Source organism: Pseudomonas sp. S04 (assembly GCF_009834545.1).
Classification (GTDB): Bacteria; Pseudomonadota; Gammaproteobacteria; order Pseudomonadales; family Pseudomonadaceae; genus Aquipseudomonas.
In genome coordinates this window covers 4,168,502-4,190,182 of the sequence record NZ_CP019427.1, presented here as the reverse complement: position 1 = coordinate 4,190,182, position 21,681 = coordinate 4,168,502, and the positions used below count along the sequence as shown (strand labels likewise).

Genomic DNA, 21,681 nt, shown 5'->3' with positions numbered 1-21,681 from the left:
TCACCGTTTGCTTTTGATGATGGTGCCCAGGCCTTGCAGATAGGCCACCAGCGCGTCCATTTCGGTTTTGCCCTTCACAGCATCCTTGGCGCCGGCGATGTCTTCGTCGGTGTAAGGGACGCCGAGCGTGCGCAAGACTTCCATTTTCTTCGCGGTGTCCTTGCCGTCGAGCTTGTTTTCCACGAGGAACGGGTAGGCCGGCATTTTCGACTCGGGCACCACGTTGCGCGGGTTGTACAAGTGCGCACGCTGCCAGTCATCGGAGTAACGACCGCCGACGCGGGCCAGGTCCGGACCGGTACGCTTGGAACCCCACAGGAAGGGGTGGTCCCAGACGCTTTCACCGGCTACCGAGTAGTGGCCATAACGTTCGGTTTCAGCGCGAAACGGACGGATCATCTGCGAGTGGCAGCCGACACAACCGTTGGCGATGTAGACGTCGCGGCCTTCCAGTTCAAGGGCGGTACGTGGCTTCATGCCTTCGACCGGCTTGTTGGTGACATCCTGGAAAAACAGCGGGACGATCTGGGTCAGGCCGCCGATGCTGACGGCGATGACCATGAAGAAGGCCAGCAGGCCAATATTCTTCTCGACTGCTTCATGCTTCATCAGTGAGCTCCAACTACAGCAATCTGTTCGGCGGCTTTGGCTTCTGCCGGGTTCGAGGCGCGTACGGTACGGAATACGTTGTAGGCCATGAACAGCATGCCGGAGGCGAAGAATGCACCGCCCAGGGCACGAACGATAAAGCCCGGGTGGCTGGCTTGCAGCGCTTCAACGAACGAGTAGGTCAGGGTGCCGTCGTCGTTGATTGCACGCCACATCAGGCCCTGGGTGATGCCGTTGACCCACATCGAAGCGATGTAGAGCACGGTACCGATGGTCGCGAGCCAGAAGTGGGTGTTGATCAGGCCAGTGCTGTGCATCTGCGCACGACCGAACAGTTTCGGGATCATGTGGTAGATCGCGCCGATCGAGATCATCGCTACCCAGCCCAAGGCACCGGCGTGTACGTGGCCGATGGTCCAGTCGGTGTAGTGCGACAGCGAGTTGACGGTCTTGATGGCCATCATCGGGCCTTCGAAGGTCGACATGCCGTAGAACGCCAGGGAGACCACCAGGAAGCGCAGGATCGGGTCGGTGCGCAGCTTATGCCAGGCGCCCGACAGGGTCATCATGCCGTTGATCATGCCGCCCCAGCTTGGAGCCAGCAGGATGATCGACATCGCCATGCCCAGGGACTGAGCCCAGTCCGGCAGTGCGGTGTAGTGCAGGTGGTGCGGACCGGCCCAGATGTACAGGGTGATCAGGGCCCAGAAGTGCACGATCGACAGGCGATACGAGTAGATCGGACGCTCGGCCTGCTTCGGCACGAAGTAGTACATCATCCCCAGGAAGCCGGTGGTCAGGAAGAAACCTACCGCGTTGTGGCCGTACCACCACTGGATCATGGCGTCGGTCGCACCGGCGTAGGCCGAGTAGGACTTGAAGAAACTGACCGGCAGGGAGGCGTGGTTGACGATGTGCAGCATCGCCGTCACAACGATGAAGGCACCGTAGAACCAGTTACCGACGTAGATGTGCTTGGTCTTGCGCTTGGTGATGGTGCCGAAGAACACCAGACCGTAGGTGACCCAGACGATAGCCAGCAGGATAGCCAGAGGCCATTCCAGTTCCGCGTATTCCTTGGTGGTGGTGTAACCCAGCGGCAAGGTAACAATCGCGCCGACGATCACCGCTTGCCAACCCCAGAAGGTGAAGGCCGCGAGACTGTCGGAAATCAGTCGCGTTTGGCAGGTTCGCTGCACGACGTAATAAGAAGTGGCAAACAATGCACAACCACCGAAGGCGAAGATCACCAGGTTGGTGTGCAGTGGGCGCAGGCGTCCAAAGCTCGTCCACGGCAGACCGAAGTTCAACTCCGGCCAGACCAGTTGCGAGGCGATGAAGACACCGAGCCCCATGCCAAGGATCCCCCAGACCACCGTCATGATGGCGAACTGGCGGACTACCTTATAGTTATAAGCAGTCGGACTGATTGCTGTGCTCATTCTAAGGTTCCACGGTTTGGGTGTTTTATTAGGGATAAAAATCGGCCGCAAGTATGGAGAAAGCGGGGGGTCATTGCAACGCGCCATGACCTGCGTCAATGCTTTCAAAAGCTGATTCTGCGGCCTTTCCATGCGCCGCGTAGGGACAAATTTGCCCAGGGGGAAAATGTCCCGGCAGGGGAAAAGGGCGAGGGGGTCGGGTCAGTTGTAACGGGGTGTGTTCAAACGAGGCGTGCAGGTGACAGACGGCAACTTGGACGACAGCCGGTGTCTACCGGCCTTTGCGGCCTGTCATCGAACCGAATCGTCGAACCCATCCTTTACGGTTGACCTGTGACCGGCCTTTGCCAGTCCGCTTGGCAGCAAGCTTAGACGTGAATCTGCCGGACGCAAAGGCAGACCTTTTTGGGGTGCGACAATGCGTCGCAAAGAGGTAGGGAACTGCCGCACCAGGAAGGTGCGACAGTAATGCGGTTGCGAGTTATTCGCTTTTACCCTCTGCCTGCAGCGGCTGAGCGCTGGCACCGTGGGAGAGGCTGTAGACGTACGCTGCCAGCAATTGCACTTTGTCATTGCCGAGCAGTTCGTTCTGCGCCGGCATGTGACCCTGGCGACCATGGCGAATGGTCTGCTGCAACTGGGCCAGGCTAGTGCCGTAGATGAACGCCGCCGGGTGCGTCAGGTTTGGCGCGCCCATCAGTTCCATGCCCTGGCCATTGGCGCCGTGACAGGCTACGCAGGTGGTGCTGTACGCTTGCTGTCCGGCGACCAGGTCGGCACCGCTGTCCTCTGGCAACGGCAGGCCGGCGAGTTCGTGGCGTACATAGGCGGCAACGTTTTTCACCCCGGCATCGCCCAGGACTTCACCCCAGGCCGGCATCGCCGCCATCCGCCCACCCATGATGGTGGTCTTGATCGCCTCCGCGCTACCGCCCCAGCGCCAGTCGCTGTCCGCCAGGTTGGGGAAGCCGAAGGCACCCTTGGCATCCGAGCCGTGGCACACCGAGCAGTTGGAGGCGAACAGGCGTCCGCCCATCTTCAGTGCTTGTGGGTCCTTGGCTACTTCTTCCACGGGCATGGCTGCAAATTTGGCGAAGATCGGCCCGAACTTGGCGTCGGCCTTGGCCATTTCCTTGTCCCATTCCTTGGTCTGGGTCCAGCCGTCCTGATAGCCCGGCAGGATGCCTTTCCAGTTACCCAGGCCCGGGTAGAGGATCAGGTAGCCCACGGCAAACACCAGGGTCCCGGCGAACAGCAGGAACCACCACTGGGGCAGCGGGTTGTCATATTCCTCGATGCCGTCGAAGGCATGGCCCATGGTCTGGTCGACACTGCCCTTGGTCTCACCCTTGCGGGTGCCTACCAGCAGCCAGGTCAGGCCGATCAGGCTGCCGATGGTCAGTACGCAGATCCACGTACTCCAGAAGGTGGTCATGGCCGGGTACTCCTTGTTGCGGGTTCTTGAGTGCTGGCGTCTTCGGCCAGGGGTTCATCGGCAAACGGCAGCAGGCGGGCTTCGGCGAATTGCGCGCTGCGCTTGCTGTTGAACACCCACAGGGTCAGGCCGATAAAGGCCACGAACACCACGACGGTGCCCAGGCCGCGGATCATTCCAGTGCTGATTACGCTCAATATTTCATAGGGCATGGCTCACCTCTTGCTCTTGATCGCAGTGCCGAGCACTTGCAGGTAGGAGACCAGGGCGTCCATCTCGGTCTTGCCCTTGAGCGTGGCGACTGACCCGGCGATGTCCTCGTCGGTGTAGGGCACGCCCAGGGTGCGCATCACCTTGAGCTTGGTTTCGGTATTGCTGCTGTCCACGGCCTGGGTAACCAGCCATGGATAGGCCGGCATTTTCGACTCCGGTACCACGTTGCGCGGGTTGTACAGGTGGGCGCGGTGCCAGTCATCGGAGTAACGACCGCCGACCCGTGCCAGGTCCGGGCCGGTACGCTTGGAACCCCACAGGAACGGGTGGTCCCACACGCTTTCACCGGCTACCGAGTAGTGGCCATAACGTTCGGTCTCGGCGCGGAACGGCCGGATCATCTGCGAGTGGCACTGCACGCAGCCTTCGCGGATGTAGATGTCTCGACCTTCCAGTTGCAGTGCGGTGTAGGGCTTCATGCCTTCGACCGGCTTGTTGGTGACGTCCTGGAAGAACAGCGGGACGATCTGCGTCAGACCGCCGATGCTCACCGCAAAGACCATCAGCAATAGCAGCAGGCCGACGTTTTTTTCAATCGTTTCGTGTTTCATGGTGGACTCCTCAGGCCATCTGCGCCGCGGCGGCGACTTCGGCTGGTTGGGCCTCACGCACGGTGCGCCAGGTGTTGTAGGCCATCAGGAACATGCCGCTCAGGAAGATCGCCCCGCCGACCAGGCGTACGACGAAGCCTGGGTGGCTGGCCACCAGGGTTTCCACGAAGGAGTAGGTCAGGGTCCCGTCTTCGTTGACGGCACGCCACATCAGGCCCTGGGCAATGCCGTTGACCCACATCGAGGCGATGTAGAGCACGGTGCCGATGGTGGCGAGCCAGAAGTGCGCGTTGATCAGGCCGACACTGTGCATCTGCGTACGACCGAAGATTTTCGGGATCATGTGGTACAGCGCGCCGATGGAGATCATCGCTACCCAGCCGAGGGCGCCGGCGTGTACGTGGCCGATGGTCCAGTCGGTGTAGTGGGAGAGGGCGTTGACGGTCTTGATCGCCATCATCGGGCCTTCGAAGGTCGACATGCCGTAGAACGCCAGGGACACCACCAGGAAGCGCAGGATCGGGTCGCTGCGCAGCTTATGCCAGGCGCCCGAGAGGGTCATCATGCCGTTGATCATGCCGCCCCAGCTCGGCGCCAGCAGAATCAGCGACATCACCATGCCCAGCGACTGAGCCCAGTCCGGCAGCGCGGTGTAGTGCAGGTGGTGCGGGCCGGCCCAGATGTACAGGGTGATCAGGGCCCAGAAGTGCACGATCGACAGGCGATAGGAGTACACAGGGCGCTCGGCCTGTTTCGGCACGAAGTAGTACATCATCCCCAGGAAACCGGCAGTGAGGAAGAAGCCTACGGCGTTGTGGCCGTACCACCACTGGACCATGGCATCGGTCGCACCGGCATACACTGAGTAGGACTTGGTCAGGCTGACCGGCAGTTCCAGGTTGTTGACGATGTGCAGGATGGCCACGGTGATGATGAACGCGCCGAAGAACCAGTTGCCGACGTAGATGTGCTTGGTCTTGCGCTTCATCAGCGTGCCGAAGAACACGATGGCGTAGGCGACCCAGACGATGGTGATCAGGATGTCGATCGGCCATTCCAGCTCGGCGTATTCCTTGGAGCTGGTGTAGCCCAGCGGCAAGGTGATGGCTGCCAGCAGGATCACCAGTTGCCAGCCCCAGAAGGTGAACGCGGCGATTTTTGGCGCGAACAATTGCGTCTGGCAAGTGCGTTGGACCGAGTAGAACGAGGCGGCAAACAGTGCGCAGCCACCAAAGGCGAAGATCACCGCGTTGGTGTGCAGCGGGCGCAGGCGACCGAAGCTGGTCCACGGCAAATTGAAGTTCAGTTCGGGCCAGACCAATTGAGCCGCGAGAAAAACCCCGAGCCCCATGCCGACGATGCCCCATACCACCGTCATAATGGCGAATTGGCGGACCACCTTGTAGTTATAGGCGGTACTTAAAGAAGTGTTCATGGTTCCCCATCCACGGTTCAGCCGAAGTGAAGGCGTCTGCGCAAGGCACGAACGCTCCCTTCGCCTGGAGTTATAGGCAGATTAAAAGCGAGGCAAGCATGGACAAAGAGCACAGGGCCAGTATTGACGGGGATCAATGGGCGCAGTGTGTGCGTCAGCAGGGCTGGTTGTGGAATGGCGCCTCGACGCCGGCCGTGGCGACCCTGATTCTTGCCCATGGAGCGGGTGCGCCGATGGACAGCGCATGGATGGCCGACATGGCTGGACGCCTTGCGGCCCGTGGGGTCAATGTGCTGCGTTTCGAGTTTCCCTACATGGCCCAGCGACGCCTGGACGGCGGTCGGCGGCCGCCCAATCCGGCGCCGAAGCTGCTCGAGTGCTGGCGAGAGGTGTATGCCCTGGTGCGACGTCATGTCGCTGGGCCCCTGGCCATTGGTGGCAAGTCCATGGGCGGGCGGATGGCCAGTTTGCTGGCGGATGAGTTGGGGGCGGATGCGTTGGTGTGCCTGGGCTATCCGTTTTACCCCGTGGGTAAGCCGCAGAAGCCGCGAGTGGAGCATTTGGCCGGATTGAAAACCCGAACCTTGATTATCCAGGGCGAGCGGGATGGCCTGGGTCATCGGGAGGCGGTGCAGGGTTATGACTTGTCACCGAGTATCGAGCTGATGTGGCTGGCGGCGGCGGATCATGACTTGAAGCCGCTGAAGGTTTCAGGGTTTAGTCATGAGCAGCATTTGGCTGCTGCGGCTCAGAGAATTGCGGCATTTTTGTAGTGGTCGATTGGGTGTGATGGCTATAGGGGGGGCATATCCGTTGCTGCGGTGATGGCTGCTTAGGGTTCCGCCCTTACGGCGGGTCACTTGGAAAAGCCCCAAGTAACCAAGGGCTCTTACCCCTGACGTATGGCCCCTCGCTTAGGCTCGGGGTTCCTTCGCTACGGTATCCATCCGGGGGCATCGCCTCCGGTTTGCTTCGCTGCACCTCCTCTCGATGTATGCGGCTACGCCGCACGGCGCTACGCGCCTCCCCCCAGATGGACACCTTCGCTCAGCCTGCCGATGGGGCGGGTGGATCAAGAGCAAAAGCACGGCGACCTGCCGGTCGGCCTGAGTGGTAAGGGCGGGCGAGGCGGCCTACCGGCCGGCCTGATTTTTTCCTGGTGTAAGAATTTCCCCTGTGGGAGCTAGCCTGCTAGCGATGGGGCCGGCACATCCAACATCGATATTGCCTGACACAACGCCATCCCGGGCAAGCGTAGCGCCGCCCGGCCCGCTCCCACAGGTTGGGTGGCCGTACGCAAGATTTGCGGGCAGCCAGATTTACTGTGGGAGCTAGCCTGCTAGCGATGGGGCCAGCACAGCCAGCATTCATGGCCCCTGACACACCGCCATCCCGGGCAAGCCCGTTCCCCCAGGGTCATGCGATCAATCGCAATCAGCGGTTGAAGCGCTCCACCAGTGAATACTGGGTATTCGCGGTCCGGGTCAGTTCTTCGCTGAGGAGGGCCGAGTTCTGCGCCTGTTCCGAGGTCTGGTCGGCCAGTTCGGAAATGTTGCTGATGTTGCGGCTGATCTCTTCGGCCACCGCGCTCTGCTCCTCGGTGGCGGCGGCGATTTGAGTGGTCATGTCGGTGATATTGGCCACCGCTTCGCTGATGCCCACTAGGGCCTGGTCTGCCTCAAGGACCCGCGCCACGCCTTCTTCGGCCTGGCGATGGCCGGCTTCCATGGTTTGCACGGCGGTGCTGGCGGTTTGCTGGAGCTTGGCGATCAGGCTGTGGATCTGTCCGGTCGACTCGCTGGTGCGTTGTGCCAGTTGGCGGACTTCGTCGGCCACCACCGCAAAACCCCGGCCCATTTCGCCGGCGCGGGCGGCTTCGATGGCGGCGTTGAGGGCCAGCAGGTTGGTCTGGTCGGCAATGCCTTTGATCACATCGACCACACCACCGATTTCGTCGCTGTCCTTGGCCAGTTGGGTCACCGTCAGGCCGGTTTCCCCGACTACCACCGACAGGCGCTGGATGGCGTCGCGGGTTTCCCCGGCGATATCGCGACCACGCCCGGTCAGGCGGTTGGCTTCCTGGGTCGCGTCTGCGGTGCGCTGGACGTGGCTGGCCACTTCCTGGGTGGTGGCGGCCATCTGGTTGACGGCGGTGGCCACCTGCTCGGTTTCCACGCGCTGACGTTCCAGGCCCGTGGAGCTGTTATGCGCCAGTTGGTCAGATTGACGTGCCTGCTCCGTCAGGTGCTCGGCGGTGTCCTGCAGGCGGGTCAGGCAGGTTTTCAAGCGGGCTTCCTGACTGAGGATCGACATCTCCAGGCGCGCCTGGGCGCCACGGCTGTCGGTGTACATCTGGGCGATCAGCGGGTCGGAGGTGGTCTGCTCGGCGAGGCGCAACAGGCGCTTGAGACCGCGTTGTTGCCAGCTCAGCCCCAGCAGGCCCAGCGGCACCGAAAGGCCGGCAGCGAGGGCAAAGCCCCATTGCGAATTGAGGGTGGCGCCGATCATGAAGCTCAACTGGCTGACCAGGATGAATGGCAGCCAGTCCTGCAGCACCGGCAGCCATTTGTCACGCTGGGGAACGGCGGACTTGCCCTGGTTGATGCGCTGGTACAGGGTTTCGGCGCGCCGGATCTGCTCGGCGGTGGGCTTGACCCGAACCGACTCGTAGCCGATCACCTGGTTGCCGTCGAATACCGGGGTCACGTAGGCGTTGACCCAGTAATGGTCACCGTTCTGGCAGCGATTCTTGACAATGCCCATCCATGGCAGGCCTTGTTTTAATGTGCCCCACATATGCGCGAAGACCGCCGACGGGACGTCGGGGTGACGGACCAGATTGTGCGGCGCACGGATCAGTTCTTCACGGGAGAACCCACTGATCTCGACAAAAGCGTCGTTGCAGTAGTTGATCACGCCTTTGGCATCGGTGGTGGAAATCAACCGTTGCTGAGCCGGGAAGGTCCGTTCGCGTTGAGTGATGGGCTGGTTATTACGCATGGCTTTTTCAATCCGCAAGGCTTTGACAGGGTTTCGGCCAGCCCGCTGGATTATTGAAATTTTTTTTCAAGAAATCGGCCCTGCGTCGCAAAACGACTGGTGCGTCATTTGCCGTCAGATAAACCCTTGCGGGTTGAGGCAGGCGTTTGTGGCCCTGCCAATCATGTACTCGCGCTGCTGAAAAGGCAGCGCGAGTACCCACCGAAAAGCGCTCGGGGCTGCCCTTATGAGGCAATCAACTGGCGCAACACGTAATGCAGGATTCCCCCGGCCTTGAAGTACTCCACTTCATTGAGGGTGTCGATCCGGCACAGCACCTCGATTTTCTCGCGGCTGCCGTCCTCGCGGGTGATGATCAGGGGCAGGTTCATCCGTGGCGTCAGTTCCACGCCGCTGAGCCCCTGGATGCTCAGGGTTTCCTTGCCGGTCAGGTTCAGGCTCTTGCGGTTCTGGTCGAGCTTGAACTGCAGTGGCAGGACGCCCATGCCCACCAGGTTGGAGCGGTGAATCCGTTCGAAGCTTTCGGCGATCACCGCCTTGACCCCCAGCAGGTTGGTGCCCTTGGCCGCCCAGTCGCGGCTGGAGCCGGTGCCATATTCCTGCCCTGCGATCACCACTAGCGGAGTGCCGGCAGCCTGGTAGCGCATGGCCGCGTCATAGATCGCCATTTTCTCGCCGGTGGGGATGTACAGGGTGTTGCCGCCTTCTTCGCCGCCGAGCATTTCATTGCGGATACGAATATTGGCGAAGGTTCCGCGCATCATTACTTCATGGTTGCCGCGCCGTGAGCCGTAGGAGTTGAAGTCCCGTGGCTCGACCCCTTGCTCGCGCAGGTAGCGGCCGGCCGGGCTGTCGGCCTTGATGTTGCCGGCGGGGGAGATGTGGTCGGTGGTCACCGAGTCGCCGAGCAGCGCCAGTACCCGGGCGTGGCTGATGTCCTCGACCACTGGCGGAGGGCCGTCGATGTGGTCGAAGAACGGTGGGTGCTGGATGTAGGTGGAGTCTGGCTGCCAGACGTAGGTAGCCGCTTGCGGCACCTCGATGGCTTGCCACTGCTCGTCGCCGGCGAACACTTCGGCGTACTCCTTGTGGAACATCGCGGTGTTGACCTGGTTGACCGCTTCGGCGATCTCCTGGGTGCTAGGCCAGATGTCGCGCAGGTACACCGGGTTGCCGTCCTTGTCGTCGCCCAGTGATTCGCGGCTGATATCGATGCGCACCGTGCCGGCCAGTGCATAGGCCACCACCAGCGGTGGCGAGGCGAGCCAGTTGGTTTTCACCAGGGGGTGGACCCGGCCTTCGAAGTTGCGGTTGCCCGACAGCACCGAAGCGACGGTGAGGTCGGAGCCCTGGATGGCTTTTTCGATCGGCTCCGGCAAGGGGCCGGAGTTGCCGATGCAGGTGGTGCAGCCGTAACCCACCAGGGCAAAGCCCAGTTGATCGAGGTATTGGGTCAGGCCGGCGGCCTTGTAGTAGTCGGTCACCACCTTGGAGCCGGGCGCCAGGGAACTCTTGACCCAGGGTTTGCGCTGCAGGCCTTTTTCCACGGCTTTTTTTGCCACCAGCCCGGCGGCCATCATCACGCTGGGATTTGAGGTGTTGGTGCAGGAGGTGATGGCGGCTATCACTACCGCGCCGTTTTTCAGTCGATAGGTCTGACCCTCGTATTGGTAGTCCGCCTCGCCGACCAGGTCGGCATTGCCTACGGCCACACCGCCACCGCCTTCACTTTCCAGGCGGCCTTCCTCCTTGCTGGTGGGTTTGACCTGCAGACCGAGGAAATCGCTGAAGGCTTGGGCCACATTGGGCAACGAGACCCGGTCTTGCGGGCGTTTTGGTCCGGCGAGACTGGCTTCGACGCTGCCCATGTCCAGCGCCAGGCTGTCACTGAACAGCGGTTCCTGGCCGGGCAGGCGCCACAGGCCCTGGGCTTTGCTGTAGGCCTCCACCAGTTTGACCACTGCAGTCGGACGGCCGGACAGGCTCAGGTAGTCCAGTGTTACCTGGTCCACCGGGAAGAAGCCGCAGGTCGCGCCGTATTCCGGCGCCATGTTGGCGATGGTGGCGCGGTCGGCCAGGGGCAGTTCGGCCAGGCCGTCGCCGTAGAACTCGACGAATTTGCCCACCACGCCTTTTTTGCGCAGCATCTGGGTCACGGTCAGCACCAGGTCGGTGGCGGTGATGCCCTCCTTGAGCTTGCCCGTGAGCTTGAAGCCAATCACCTCCGGAATCAGCATCGACACCGGTTGGCCGAGCATCGCCGCTTCGGCCTCGATCCCGCCGACACCCCAGCCCAGTACTCCGAGGCCGTTGATCATGGTGGTGTGGGAGTCGGTGCCCACCAGGGTGTCGGGGAAGGCATAGGTACGGCCGTCCTCGTCTTTGGTCCACACCGTGCGTGCGAGGTATTCGAGGTTCACCTGGTGGCAGATGCCGGTGCCCGGCGGTACCACGCTGAAGTTGTCGAAGGCGCTCTGGCCCCAGCGCAAGAAGGCATAACGTTCGCCATTGCGCTGCATTTCGATGTCGACGTTCTCTTCGAATGCGCTGCTGCTGGCAAATTTGTCGACCATCACTGAGTGGTCGATCACCAGGTCCACCGGCGACAGCGGATTGATCCGCTGTGGGTCGCCGCCGGCCTTGGCCATGGCGGCGCGCATGGCGGCCAGGTCGACCACCGCCGGTACTCCGGTAAAGTCTTGCATCAACACGCGCGCCGGACGGTACTGGATTTCCCGGTCGCTGCGCCGCTCCTTGAGCCAGGCCGCGAGGGCCTTGAGATCAGCGCCGGTGACGGTTTTCCCGTCCTCCCAGCGCAACAGGTTTTCCAGCAGGACTTTGAGCGACATCGGCAGCTGGTCAAGGTTGCCCAGGGCTTTGGCAGCCGCTGGCAAGCTGAAGTAGTGATAGGTCTTGTCGTCGACTTGCAGGGTGCCAAGGGTTTTCAGGCTATCGAGGGACGGCATTGAAATGACTCCTTTGAGTCCGCACGGCTACGGACTGACGGGATGGACAGAGCATTAAACCTAGCCCTGTTTTAAGTAGCTGGCTAATTACTGGACTTTATGGGCAGGTCCAGGGTTGCGAAGTCAGCTATCATGCGCCGGTTTTCGTGACAGGCTTTGCTACAGGGCAAGTTTGCGCGCACTTGCCCAGGAGATTTAATGAACATCCTCTTTATGCATTGCCGGCCGGGCTTCGAAGGTGAAGTCTGCTCGGAGATCGCCGAACATGCCGCGCGTTTGAACGTGGCCGGCTACGCCAAGGCGAAAACCGCCAGCGCCTGCACCGAGTTCGTCTGCACCGAGGAAGACGGCGCCGAGCGCTTGATGCGCGGCCAGCGTTTTGCCCAGTTGATCTTCCCGCGGCAATGGGCACGCGGGATCTTCATCGACCTGCCGGAAACCGATCGCATCAGTGTGATCCTCGCCCACCTGGCGCAGTTCCCGGTGTGCGGCAGCCTGTGGCTGGAAATGGTCGATACCAATGACGGCAAGGAGCTGTCGAACTTCTGCAAGAAATTCGAAGGCCATTTGCGCAAGGCCCTCATCGCGGCTGGCAAGTTGGTGGAAGACCCGCTCAAGCCACGTTTGCTGCTGACCTTCAAAAGTGGGCGCGAAGTGTTCATGGGGCTGGCTGAAGCCAACAACTCGGCGATGTGGCCGATGGGCATTCCGCGCCTGAAGTTTCCCCGCGAAGCGCCAAGCCGCTCGACCCTGAAACTGGAAGAGGCCTGGCACCACTTCATCCCGCGCGATCAGTGGGATGAGCGCTTGCACAGCGACATGACCGGTGTCGACCTGGGTGCCGCACCGGGTGGCTGGACCTGGCAACTGGTCAATCGGGGCATGCTGGTGACGGCCATCGACAACGGGCCGATGGCGCAAAGCCTGATGGATACCGGGCTGGTACAGCATTTGATGGCCGACGGCTTCACCTTCAAGCCCAAGCAGCCGGTGGACTGGATGGTCTGCGACATCGTCGAGAAACCGGCGCGCAACGCGGCGATGCTGGAAGAGTGGATCGGTGACGGGCATTGCCGCGAAGCGGTGGTCAACCTCAAGCTGCCGATGAAGCAGCGTTATGCCGAAGTGAAGCGCCTGCTCGAGCGCATCGCGGAAGGTTTCAAGGCCCGCGGGATCCGGGTCGACATCGGCTGCAAGCAGCTGTATCACGACCGCGAGGAAGTGACCTGCCATTTGCGTCGCCATGATGTGAAGAAAACCAGGTCCCGTTGAGCGGGCTCCGTCGCGAGCGGGGGCGCTGCCACAGTAATGGTGTTATGCCATAGCTGACGGGGCCCCCGGCTTTGCGCGACAATGCCGGCACGTTTCAGGAGTCAGACATGAGTGAATTGATCCATACGCCGGTTGACGGCACCCTTGACGCCACCGGCCTGAACTGTCCGGAACCGGTGATGATGCTGCACCAACACATTCGCGACCTGGTCCCGGGCGGCCTGCTCAAGGTGATCGCCACGGACCCTTCGACCCGTCGCGACATTCCCAAGTTCTGCGTGTTTCTCGACCATGAGCTGGTCGGTCAACATGAGGATGGCGGCACCTACCTGTACTGGATTCGCAAGAAGTCCGGTTGATCGGCGTTAGGGGCAGCCACTAGTACGCGATTGCGTTGACGTCCATCGCGAGCAAGCCGCAAGCGGGCACCCGCTCCTACACGGCCGGGGTGCGCTGGTGAATACGAATCCGCTTGCGGGCACTGCGCACCAGGCGGATCGACAGCATCAGCGCTGCGCAGCTCAGGCCGGCAATCAGCCCTTCCCACAACCCGCTCGGGCCGCTGGCGGGGCCGAACCAGTCGGTCAGTCCCAGTACGTAACCCACCGGCAGGCCGATGCCCCAATAGGCGAACAGGGTCAGGATCATCGTCACCCGGGTGTCCTGATAGCCTCGTAGCGCACCGGCGCAGATCACCTGGATCGCATCGGAGAACTGGTACAGCGCGGCATACACGATCAGCATCGAGGCGATCTGGATCACGCTCTGGTCAGGGGTGTAGATCGAGGCGATGGGTTCGCGCAGCAGCAGGATCAGGCTCGCCGAGAATGCCGCGAACACCAGGGCTGCACCCAGCCCGACCTTCGCCGCGAAACGCGCCTGGTAGGGATTGCCGGCACCCAGTGCCTGGCCGACCCGAACCGTGACCGCCATGCCCAGCGAGTAGGGAATCATGAACAGCAGCGAGCTGATGTTCAGCGCGATCTGGTGCCCGGCCACCACGGTCGAGCCGAGGCTGCCGATCAGCAGGGCGATGACCGCGAAGATGCTCGATTCGGCGAATACCGCGATGCCGATCGGCAGGCCGATGCCGATCAGGCGCTTGATCACTGCCCACTGCGGCCAATCGATCCGCACCAGCACCCGGGTGCGGGCATAGAAGGGCGCCCAGCGGGTCCAGCCGGCCATGCTCAAGGCCATGAACCACATCACAATGCCACTGGCCCAGCCGCAGCCAACGCCGCCCATGGCCGGCAGGCCGAAGTGGCCGTAGATCAGCGCATAGTTGAGCGGGATGTTGAGCAGCAGGCCGCTCAGGCCGATGGCCATGCTCGGGCGGGTACGACCCATGCCGTCGCTGTAGCAGCGCAGTACGTAGTAGAAGGCGATACCCGGAAAACCGAAGGCGATGCCCTGCAGGTAGCCCATGCTCGGGTCGATCAGCAGCGGGTCGACTTTCATCCAGTGCAGGATCGGCTCGGCGCTGAGCAACAGGCCGCTGCCCAGCAGGCCGACGACCAGCGCCAGCCACAGGGCCTGGCGGGTCAGTGGGCCGATCTGCTCGAATTGTCCGGCGCCAAAACGCTGGGCGACCTTGGGCGTGGTGGCCAGCAGGACGCCGGTCATCAACAGGTACACCGGAATCCAGATCGAGTTGCCCAGGGCCACTGCCGCCAGGTCCCGTGGGCTGACCCGGCCGGCCATCACTGCATCGACAAACCCCATGGCGGTAGTGGCCAGTTGCGCGACCATGATCGGCAGGGCCAGGCCCAGCAGGCCTTTGAGCTCCAGGCGAACCGGGGTTGTGCGGGGCGGGGCAGTAGCGGCGGTGCTGTCAGTCACGGAGTTCACAGGCGAAGCGTCCAAAGGGTTTTGATGCGCAAGGCGGCGCATTCTACGCCCTGACGCAGCAGTCAGGAAAACTCCAGTGTTGCGGATTTGTAATCGCCGCCTCTGGCGGGAGCTGAGCTACACTGCCGGTCCGCCAAAGGAGCCTGCCATGCTGATTGTTGCTGACGAAAATATTCCGCTGCTCGATGCCTTCTTCGAAGGTTTCGGCGAAATCCGCCGCGTGCCGGGCCGCTCCATTGATCGCGCCACTGTCGAGCAGGCCGATGTGCTGCTGGTGCGCTCGGTGACCAACGTCAGTCGCGACCTGCTGCAAGGCAGCAAGGTGCGGTTTGTCGGCACCTGCACCATTGGCACCGATCACCTGGACCTCGATTACTTTGCCGAGGCCAATATCGGTTGGTCCAGCGCCCCGGGCTGCAATGCCCGTGGGGTGGTCGACTATGTGCTGGGTAGCTTGCTGACCCTCGCCGAGATCGAAGGCGTAGCACTGGCCGAGCGCACCTATGGGGTGGTCGGGGCTGGCGAAGTGGGTGGGCGGCTGGTCAAGGTGCTGCAAGGCCTGGGCTGGAAGGTGCTGGTCTGCGACCCGCCGCGCCAGGCAAGCGAAGGAGGCGATTACGCCAGCCTTGAGCAAATCATCGCGCAATGCGACGTGATCAGCCTGCACACTCCTTTGACCTCGTCCGGCGAGCAATCGACCCGGCACCTGTTTGATCGCCAGCGCCTGGAGCAACTCAAGCCGGGTGCCTGGCTGATCAATGCCAGTCGCGGCCCGGTGGTGGACAACCAGGCACTGCGTGAAGTGCTGCTGGAGCGCGAAGACCTGCAAGCGGTACTGGACGTCTGGGAAGGCGAGCCGAGTGTCGATATCGCCCTCGCCGAACTGTGCGTGATTGCCACCCCGCATATCGCCGGCTACAGCCTCGATGGCAAACAGCGTGGCACTGCGCAGATCTATCAGGCGTTGTGCCAGTTCCTTGGCCAGCCTGCGACTGTGTCGCTGGACCAGCTGCTACCTGCCCCCTGGCTGGCGCAGGTCAGCCTGAGCGCCAGCAGTGATCCGGCTTGGGCCTTGGCGATGCTCTGCCGTGGGGTGTACGACCCGCGTCGCGACGATGCGGATTTTCGTCGCAGCCTGGTGGTCAGCGGCGCTGAGCAGCGCACGGCATTTGACCTGTTGCGCAAGCACTACCCGCAGCGCCGTGAGATTGACGGGCTGCGCGTGCAGATCGAGGGTCAGGCGCCTGAGTTGCGACAGATCGTGGCAGCCTTGGGTGCGCAGGCGGTATAGCGTAATCGCGGCGATAAAAAACCCGGCCTAGGCGGGCCGGGTTCGAAGACATCAGGCTATATGTCACTTTTGTTCGGCAGGCTTGACCAATCGCTGTTCCAGCTCGCGGCATGCGCTCTGGATCATGTCTTCAGTGATCGGTACTTCGCGGCCTTGGGCGTCAATAATGGCGCACCCTAGAGACTGGTGCGGCTGCGTGCGGATCACTTGAATCTTGTCATCGCTGCTGTGTTGCAAGGACATGGCCTGTCTCCTCATCAGGTTGTGCGCTTACTCTAGATCCGCCAGGTGACCACGCTGTGACAGCTCTACACAGGCCGATCAGGCGGTATCTCCACTCCACCAGAAATACTCTTCAACTTCCAGCCGGACTTTAGACCGATAGCATCTAGGCTCTATTGTTACAGGTCATATTCAATCCGACTGATTACGATTTACCCAAGTTCCCTTGAATTGACCGGTGTACGCTGGCCCGCGTTAATTCTTTCAGTTGGCCCTTTTGGATGATCCTGATGCTGTCAGCCCGCCACCGTCGCGCGATTCGTTTGTCCCTGCGTTTTATTGCGCCCTATCGCTGGCAGGCGTTAGGTGCCTTGCTGGCGCTGATCGTCACTGCCGGCATTACCCTGTCCATGGGGCAGGGCATTCGGTTGTTGGTGGACCAGGGCTTCATGACCCAGTCACCGCACCTGCTCAACCAGAGCATCGGCCTGTTCCTGCTGCTGGTAGTGGGTCTGGCGATCGGCACCTTCACCCGCTTTTACCTGGTGTCGTGGATTGGCGAGCGCTGCGTGGCGGACATCCGTCGGCAGGTGTTCAACCACCTGATCTACCTGCATCCCGGGTTTTACGAGGACAACCGCAGTTCCGAGATCCAGTCGCGCCTGACCGCCGATACCACCTTGCTGCAATCGGTGATCGGTTCGTCGCTGTCGCTGTTCTTGCGCAATGCCTTGATGGTGATCGGCGGCATCGTGCTGCTGTTCATCACCAACCCCAAGTTGACCAGCATTGTGGTGGTGGCGCTGCCGCTGGTGCTGGCGCCGATCCTGATTTTCGGCCGGCGCGTACGCAGCCTGTCGCGCCTGAGCCAGGACCGGATAGCGGATGTCGGCAGCTATGTCGCTGAGACCCTGGGCCAGATCAAGACCGTCCAGGCCTACAACCACCAGGCCCAGGACGAGCAGCGTTTCGCGGCCACGGTGGAGCAGGCGTTCGACACCGCGCGCAAACGCATTCTGCAGCGTGCCTGGCTGATCACGTTGGTGATCATCCTGGTGCTCGGCGCAGTCGGGGTCATGCTCTGGGTCGGTGGCATGGACGTGATCGCCGGTCGCATCAGCGCTGGGGAACTGGCGGCGTTCGTGTTCTACAGCCTGATCGTCGGCGGTGCCTTTGGCACCCTGAGCGAGGTAATTGGCGAATTGCAGCGGGCTGCCGGTGCGGCCGAGCGGATTGCCGAGTTGCTGCGTTCGGAAAACATCATCCAGCCGCCACGCAGTGGCCAGGTGACCTTGCCCGAGCGGGTTCGCGGTGAGTTGCAACTGCAGGAGGTGCGCTTTAGCTACCCGTCGCGCCCGCAAAGCTTTGCCGTCGACGGTTTGAGCCTGCGGATCAACGCCGGCGAAACCCTGGCGCTGGTCGGGCCTTCGGGGGCGGGCAAGTCGACGGTGTATGACCTGCTGCTGCGCTTCTACGATCCGCTGCAGGGGCAGATCCTGCTGGATGGCGTCGACCTGACCCGGCTCGACCCGCAGGATCTGCGGCGCTGCTTCGCCCTGGTCTCACAAACCCCGGCGCTGTTTTTTGGCAGCATTGAAGAGAACATTCGTTATGGCAAGCCCGAGGCGACCCTGGCGCAGGTCCAGGAGGCCGCGCGGATTGCCTACGCCCACGAGTTTATCGAGCAGATGCCCGCCGGCTACCAGACCCACCTGGGTGATGGCGGGTTGGGGCTTTCCGGTGGTCAGCGGCAACGCCTGGCCATCGCCCGCGCCTTGCTGGTGGACGCACCGATCCTGCTGCTGGACGAGGCCACCAGCGCCCTCGATGCGCAGAGCGAACACTTGATCCAGCAAGCCCTGCCCAGTCTGATGAAAAACCGCACCACGCTGGTCATCGCCCATCGGCTGGCCACGGTGAAAAACGCCGACCGGATCGCCGTGATGGACCAAGGCAAGCTGGTGGCGGTGGGCACCCATCAGCAACTGATCGGCAGTAACGCGTTGTACGCGCGGCTGGCGGCGTTGCAGTTCAGTGATGGGCATGAGGTGTCATGAATGAAGGCTGCTGAATGCATCCGCCTTCGGGCATTATGTCGGGCTCAAGGAAATACCTGGATCCGCCAATGAGCCGCTATCAACCCCCGTTGACCCTGAACACCAGAATTCTGACGCTGATCGCTGAAATCAGCGAGCAGATCGGTCAGCTTTCGGCAGTGGACGAAGCTCGGCAAACACCTCAACTGCGTCGCGGGAACCGGATCCGCACTATTCAGGCTTCGTTGGCCATCGAAAACAATTCCCTCAGCGTCGCGCAGGTGACGGCGGTACTGGCGGGGCAGCGAGTGCTGGGGTTACCCAGGGAGATTCAGGAGGTGCGCAACGCGTTTGCGACCTATGAGTCCATGCCGCAGTGGCGTGCCAGCAGTCGGACCGATCTGCTGTCGGCGCACCAGTTGTTGATGCAGGGCTTGATCGACGACTGTGGTCGGTTCCGCCGCGAGGGAGTCGGTATTTACCGAGGCGAGCAACTGGTTCATATGGCTCCACCACCAAGTCGTGTGGCAACCCTGATCGATGACTTGCTGGCCTGGCTGGATGCCAGCGATTGGCATCCGCTGATCCTCAGCTGTGTCTTTCACTACGAATTCGAATTCATTCATCCCTTCGCTGACGGCAATGGACGCATGGGGCGGCTGTGGCAGACCCTGATTCTCAGTCATTGGCGGCCGGTGCTGGCCTATCTGCCGGTCGATGCGGTCATTCGCGAGCAACAGGATGCTTATTACGCGGCCTTGTCCGCCGCCGATCGGATGGCCGAATCGACACCTTTTGTCGAGTTCATGTTGCAGTCTTTGAGCCTGGCCTTGGCCGAGGCCGTCCTGAACGACCCAGTAACCGACCCAGTAACCGACCTAGTCACCGACCCAGTAACCGACCAAGTGGCCAGGCTGCTGGGCGTGCTGGCGGGGGCAGGAGCGCTGAAGATCAGTGAACTGATGGCTGAGGTTGGATTGACGCATAAAGCGACATTCCGGGCTAACTACCTCAAGCCCGCATTGATGGCAGGTTTGATCGAGATGACTCAGCCGGACTCGCCCAACAACCCTGCTCAAAGGTATCGCCTGACAGAGCTTGGCGAGAGGGTCGCGGCACGCTCTGGTTCTGTTGCACGGGGTCGGTGAGGCGCGTTTATCGAAGTACAAAAAAATGCCCGCATCCAATGATGCGGGCATTTTTTGTTTCAGTTAGGAAGGTTACTGATCGTCAAAATAGCGCTCATGCCAATCCACCAGCGGCTGGGGAGAGTTGAGCTTCTGCCCGTAGATCACCGAATAAGACAGCACGTTCTGCACATACTGGCGGGTTTCGTCGAACGGGATGCTTTCTACCCAGACGTCGAAGCTCAGGTGGTCGGCGCCACGCAGCCATTGGCGCACGCGGCCGGGGCCGGCGTTGTAGGCGGCAGAAGCGAGTACCCGGTTGCCGTTGAACTGGCTGTGGACCTGGCTCAGGTACGCGGCGCCGAGCTGGATGTTGGTGTCCGGGTTCAGCACTTGCTGGGGTGAGGCCAGGGGGATGTTGAATTTGCGCGCGGTTTCCTTGGCGGTACCGGGCATCAACTGCATCAGGCCGCTGGCGCCGACGCCGGAGCGGGCGTCATCCATGAAGGCGCTTTCCTGGCGGGTAATGGCGAACACCCAGCTGGAGTGCAGGCCACGCACCTTGGCTTCGCGGACCAGGGTGTTGCGGTGGGCCATCGGGAAACGGATGTCCAGGTCGTCCCAGTACTGCGCCTGGCTGATGGTGCGGATGGCCGGGAAGTACCATTTCAAGTCGTAGGCCAGCTTGGCCTGGGCGACCATTTCGTCCCGGTTGAAGTGGCGACTGACGTGGTACCACTCGCGGCGGCCGTCGACGATCTGCCCGCGGGCATGGAATTCCAGGGCGCGGCGCACGCCGGGGGTGTTGCGCACTTTGTTGATCAAGGCCTGGCTCATCACCAGGGGCTTGTTGTTCAGCGAATACGCAGACTGCGAGCGGTCGGCGGCGAGGAAGCCGTAGAAGTCCCGCTCACGGGCGAGGTTGCGGTACAGGGTCTGCGCTTCCGGGTTCTGCGGTTGTGCCAGTTCCAGGCTGCGGGCCTGCCAGTAGCGCCAGCGATTGGTGGTGGCCAGGTCTTGCGGCAGGCGCCGGGTCAGCTGATAGGCGTCGTCCCAGCGGGCCAGGCGCAACAGCAGGCGCAGGCGCCATTCGGACACGGTGTTGTCGCGCAGTTCCGGGTCGTATTTGGTCATCACGTCCAGGGCGCGGCTGTCGAAGCGGCGGGCCAGGGTCAGGCCGATCTCGCGGGCAATCGCGACTTTTTCATCGCGGGAAAAATGCATGCTGGCGGCATAACCATCGAGCAGGGCCATGGCCTTTTCCGGGTCCTGGCGGGCCAGGCGACGCAGGCCCAGGCTGACCACATCGGCCATGGGCTCATCCGCCGGGGTGAAGCGCGATGGCTGGTTCAGCAGTTCGGGTTTCTGCGCCACGTCCACCAGTAGGCGGCCGCGGGGTGCCAAGGTGGTCATGCTGCTGACCAGGCTGTTGGCCAGCGCGTAGTTGCGCGCCTGGGCGGCCAGCTTGGCGCGTTCCCAGCGTTTCTGTTCGGTGAGTTGGCCTTGGGCCGCCCACATGCCGAACAGGGCGTCGCATGCGGCCGGCTGGGATTTGCCGGTCAACCAGAGTTTTTCGGTGTTGGCGTAGCCTTCAGCCTTGAGGTTGTGGCTGATCTGGTACTGCGCGTTGAGACAGTCCAGCTCGGTGAAGTTGAGCTTGGGGTCGTAGTATTTCTGGAAGGTCGCCCAGTCCCCGCGATCGGCCAGCCAGCGCAACCAGCGCAGCTTCATCCAGTTGGCCTGGGGCAGGTCGCCGTGTTCGGCGAGGAATTTCTCGATTTCGGCGTTGCTCGCGCTTTTCAGGCGGGCGGTCAGCTCGTCATACGCCAGGTAGGGCTCCAGCGGGTAGTCGGCGAGGGCCTGGCTGTAGCGAAAGTACGGGCCAGTGTCACCCTTGGCCAGGGCGCGCTTGGCTTCATCGTAATACTGGCGTTGGGTGGACAGGTCCACTGCCTGGGCGGATTGAACGGCTGTGGCAGAAAGAAGCAGACAGGATAAAAAGCTGAAGAGGCGACTGCGCATGAGACATCCGGGCAGAGAAATCATGACAAGTGCCAGCAGGTGCCAGCACTGATTATCTGTAGCTTAGCCTTTTGCCAGCAACGGGTGAAAGCTTTGCCGGCCCGCCGGCACAAGTTCGCAACAATTAATGTGCAGAGTGCTCCTACAGT

Annotated in this window: 17 protein-coding genes; 6 read left to right on the top strand and 11 right to left on the bottom strand. The window is 61.9% G+C overall.

Annotated features, from left to right (window positions below; genetic code table 11):
• From ccoO (PspS04_RS18450) to ccoN (PspS04_RS18425), 6 genes are all read right to left on the bottom strand, one after another.
• Window positions 1-609 (bottom strand): cytochrome-c oxidase, cbb3-type subunit II, encoded by a 609-nt coding sequence (ccoO, locus tag PspS04_RS18450; protein WP_009042961.1) that lies wholly within the window; start codon window positions 607-609, stop codon window positions 1-3.
• A complete protein-coding gene (ccoN, locus tag PspS04_RS18445) occupies window positions 609-2,051 on the bottom strand; it encodes a cytochrome-c oxidase, cbb3-type subunit I (RefSeq protein WP_095165365.1) in 1,443 nt (480 codons plus the stop codon). Before ccoN (PspS04_RS18445) ends, ccoO (PspS04_RS18450) begins: the two co-directional genes overlap by 1 nt.
• A 481-nt stretch (window positions 2,052-2,532) precedes the next feature.
• Window positions 2,533-3,486 (bottom strand): cytochrome-c oxidase, cbb3-type subunit III, encoded by a 954-nt coding sequence (gene ccoP / locus PspS04_RS18440; RefSeq protein ID WP_095165363.1) that lies wholly within the window; start codon window positions 3,484-3,486, stop codon window positions 2,533-2,535.
• A complete protein-coding gene (locus PspS04_RS18435) occupies window positions 3,483-3,698 on the bottom strand; it encodes a cbb3-type cytochrome oxidase subunit 3 (protein ID WP_095165361.1) in 216 nt (71 codons plus the stop codon). Before PspS04_RS18435 ends, ccoP begins: the two co-directional genes overlap by 4 nt.
• Before the next feature lie 3 nt (window positions 3,699-3,701).
• The gene (gene ccoO, locus PspS04_RS18430) at window positions 3,702-4,310 is read right to left on the bottom strand and encodes a cytochrome-c oxidase, cbb3-type subunit II (protein WP_095165359.1); all 609 of its coding nucleotides are present in this window, start codon (window positions 4,308-4,310) and stop codon (window positions 3,702-3,704) included.
• Window positions 4,311-4,320: 10 nt separating this feature from the next.
• Complete coding sequence (gene ccoN, locus PspS04_RS18425; protein ID WP_095165357.1) at window positions 4,321-5,745, bottom strand: cytochrome-c oxidase, cbb3-type subunit I; 1,425 nt, start codon at window positions 5,743-5,745, stop codon at window positions 4,321-4,323.
• 98 nt (window positions 5,746-5,843) lie between these two features.
• Between ccoN (PspS04_RS18425) and PspS04_RS18420 the strand changes: the two genes are divergently transcribed.
• The gene (locus PspS04_RS18420) at window positions 5,844-6,518 is read left to right on the top strand and encodes an alpha/beta family hydrolase (protein ID WP_159997059.1); all 675 of its coding nucleotides are present in this window, start codon (window positions 5,844-5,846) and stop codon (window positions 6,516-6,518) included.
• 661 nt (window positions 6,519-7,179) lie between these two features.
• On the opposite strand, the gene PspS04_RS18415 is transcribed toward PspS04_RS18420, so the two are convergent.
• Together PspS04_RS18415 and acnA are read right to left on the bottom strand one after the other, a co-directional pair.
• A complete protein-coding gene (locus PspS04_RS18415) occupies window positions 7,180-8,745 on the bottom strand; it encodes a methyl-accepting chemotaxis protein (RefSeq protein WP_159997057.1) in 1,566 nt (521 codons plus the stop codon).
• A 224-nt stretch (window positions 8,746-8,969) separates the two neighbouring features.
• Window positions 8,970-11,711 carry an aconitate hydratase AcnA gene (gene acnA / locus PspS04_RS18410; protein WP_159997055.1) on the bottom strand — a complete coding sequence of 914 codons (2,742 nt, stop codon included), beginning with the start codon at window positions 11,709-11,711 and terminating at the stop codon, window positions 8,970-8,972.
• Between the two features lie 198 nt (window positions 11,712-11,909).
• Here acnA and rlmM point away from each other — a divergent pair, with 198 nt between their 5' ends.
• On the top strand, window positions 11,910-12,983 hold the full coding sequence (gene rlmM / locus PspS04_RS18405) for a 23S rRNA (cytidine(2498)-2'-O)-methyltransferase RlmM (RefSeq protein ID WP_159997053.1): 1,074 nt from the start codon (window positions 11,910-11,912) through the stop codon (window positions 12,981-12,983).
• Window positions 12,984-13,099: 116 nt separating this feature from the next.
• Window positions 13,100-13,342 (top strand): sulfurtransferase TusA, encoded by a 243-nt coding sequence (gene tusA / locus PspS04_RS18400; RefSeq protein WP_174244624.1) that lies wholly within the window; start codon window positions 13,100-13,102, stop codon window positions 13,340-13,342.
• Between the two features lie 76 nt (window positions 13,343-13,418).
• Here the strand turns inward: tusA and PspS04_RS18395 are convergent, their stop codons facing one another.
• Window positions 13,419-14,834, bottom strand: coding sequence for an MATE family efflux transporter (locus PspS04_RS18395; RefSeq protein WP_159997051.1), 1,416 nt, complete (start codon window positions 14,832-14,834; stop codon window positions 13,419-13,421).
• Window positions 14,835-14,982: 148 nt separating this feature from the next.
• Between PspS04_RS18395 and pdxB the strand changes: the two genes are divergently transcribed.
• Complete coding sequence (pdxB, locus tag PspS04_RS18390) at window positions 14,983-16,125, top strand: 4-phosphoerythronate dehydrogenase PdxB (protein WP_159997049.1); 1,143 nt, start codon at window positions 14,983-14,985, stop codon at window positions 16,123-16,125.
• 63 nt (window positions 16,126-16,188) lie between these two features.
• Here pdxB and PspS04_RS18385 read toward each other — a convergent pair whose 3' ends face one another.
• Complete coding sequence (locus PspS04_RS18385; RefSeq protein WP_095165344.1) at window positions 16,189-16,368, bottom strand: PA1571 family protein; 180 nt, start codon at window positions 16,366-16,368, stop codon at window positions 16,189-16,191.
• Between the two features lie 260 nt (window positions 16,369-16,628).
• Between PspS04_RS18385 and PspS04_RS18380 the strand changes: the two genes are divergently transcribed.
• The gene (locus tag PspS04_RS18380) at window positions 16,629-18,404 is read left to right on the top strand and encodes an ABC transporter transmembrane domain-containing protein (RefSeq protein ID WP_162530208.1); all 1,776 of its coding nucleotides are present in this window, start codon (window positions 16,629-16,631) and stop codon (window positions 18,402-18,404) included.
• Window positions 18,405-18,472: 68 nt separating this feature from the next.
• Window positions 18,473-19,531, top strand: a complete 1,059-nt coding sequence (locus tag PspS04_RS18375) for a Fic family protein (protein WP_159997045.1) — start codon at window positions 18,473-18,475, stop codon at window positions 19,529-19,531.
• Window positions 19,532-19,603: 72 nt separating this feature from the next.
• Here the strand turns inward: PspS04_RS18375 and PspS04_RS18370 are convergent, their stop codons facing one another.
• Complete coding sequence (locus tag PspS04_RS18370; protein WP_095165339.1) at window positions 19,604-21,532, bottom strand: transglycosylase SLT domain-containing protein; 1,929 nt, start codon at window positions 21,530-21,532, stop codon at window positions 19,604-19,606.
• Between the last annotated feature and the right edge of the window lie 149 nt (window positions 21,533-21,681).

What these genes read in the sequence shown, in the direction of transcription:
- ccoO (WP_009042961.1), bottom strand. Translation starts at nt 609, where the DNA reads ATGAAGCATGAAGCAGTCGAGAAGAATATTGGCCTGCTGGCCTTCTTC.
- ccoN (WP_095165365.1), bottom strand. Translation starts at nt 2,051, where the DNA reads ATGAGCACAGCAATCAGTCCGACTGCTTATAACTATAAGGTAGTCCGC.
- ccoP (WP_095165363.1), bottom strand. Translation starts at nt 3,486, where the DNA reads ATGACCACCTTCTGGAGTACGTGGATCTGCGTACTGACCATCGGCAGC.
- PspS04_RS18435 (WP_095165361.1), bottom strand. Translation starts at nt 3,698, where the DNA reads ATGCCCTATGAAATATTGAGCGTAATCAGCACTGGAATGATCCGCGGC.
- ccoO (WP_095165359.1), bottom strand. Translation starts at nt 4,310, where the DNA reads ATGAAACACGAAACGATTGAAAAAAACGTCGGCCTGCTGCTATTGCTG.
- ccoN (WP_095165357.1), bottom strand. Translation starts at nt 5,745, where the DNA reads ATGAACACTTCTTTAAGTACCGCCTATAACTACAAGGTGGTCCGCCAA.
- PspS04_RS18420 (WP_159997059.1), top strand. Translation starts at nt 5,844, where the DNA reads ATGGACAAAGAGCACAGGGCCAGTATTGACGGGGATCAATGGGCGCAG.
- PspS04_RS18415 (WP_159997057.1), bottom strand. Translation starts at nt 8,745, where the DNA reads ATGCGTAATAACCAGCCCATCACTCAACGCGAACGGACCTTCCCGGCT.
- acnA (WP_159997055.1), bottom strand. Translation starts at nt 11,711, where the DNA reads ATGCCGTCCCTCGATAGCCTGAAAACCCTTGGCACCCTGCAAGTCGAC.
- rlmM (WP_159997053.1), top strand. Translation starts at nt 11,910, where the DNA reads ATGAACATCCTCTTTATGCATTGCCGGCCGGGCTTCGAAGGTGAAGTC.
- pdxB (WP_159997049.1), top strand. Translation starts at nt 14,983, where the DNA reads ATGCTGATTGTTGCTGACGAAAATATTCCGCTGCTCGATGCCTTCTTC.
- PspS04_RS18385 (WP_095165344.1), bottom strand. Translation starts at nt 16,368, where the DNA reads ATGTCCTTGCAACACAGCAGCGATGACAAGATTCAAGTGATCCGCACG.
- PspS04_RS18380 (WP_162530208.1), top strand. Translation starts at nt 16,629, where the DNA reads ATGATCCTGATGCTGTCAGCCCGCCACCGTCGCGCGATTCGTTTGTCC.
- PspS04_RS18375 (WP_159997045.1), top strand. Translation starts at nt 18,473, where the DNA reads ATGAGCCGCTATCAACCCCCGTTGACCCTGAACACCAGAATTCTGACG.
- PspS04_RS18370 (WP_095165339.1), bottom strand. Translation starts at nt 21,532, where the DNA reads ATGCGCAGTCGCCTCTTCAGCTTTTTATCCTGTCTGCTTCTTTCTGCC.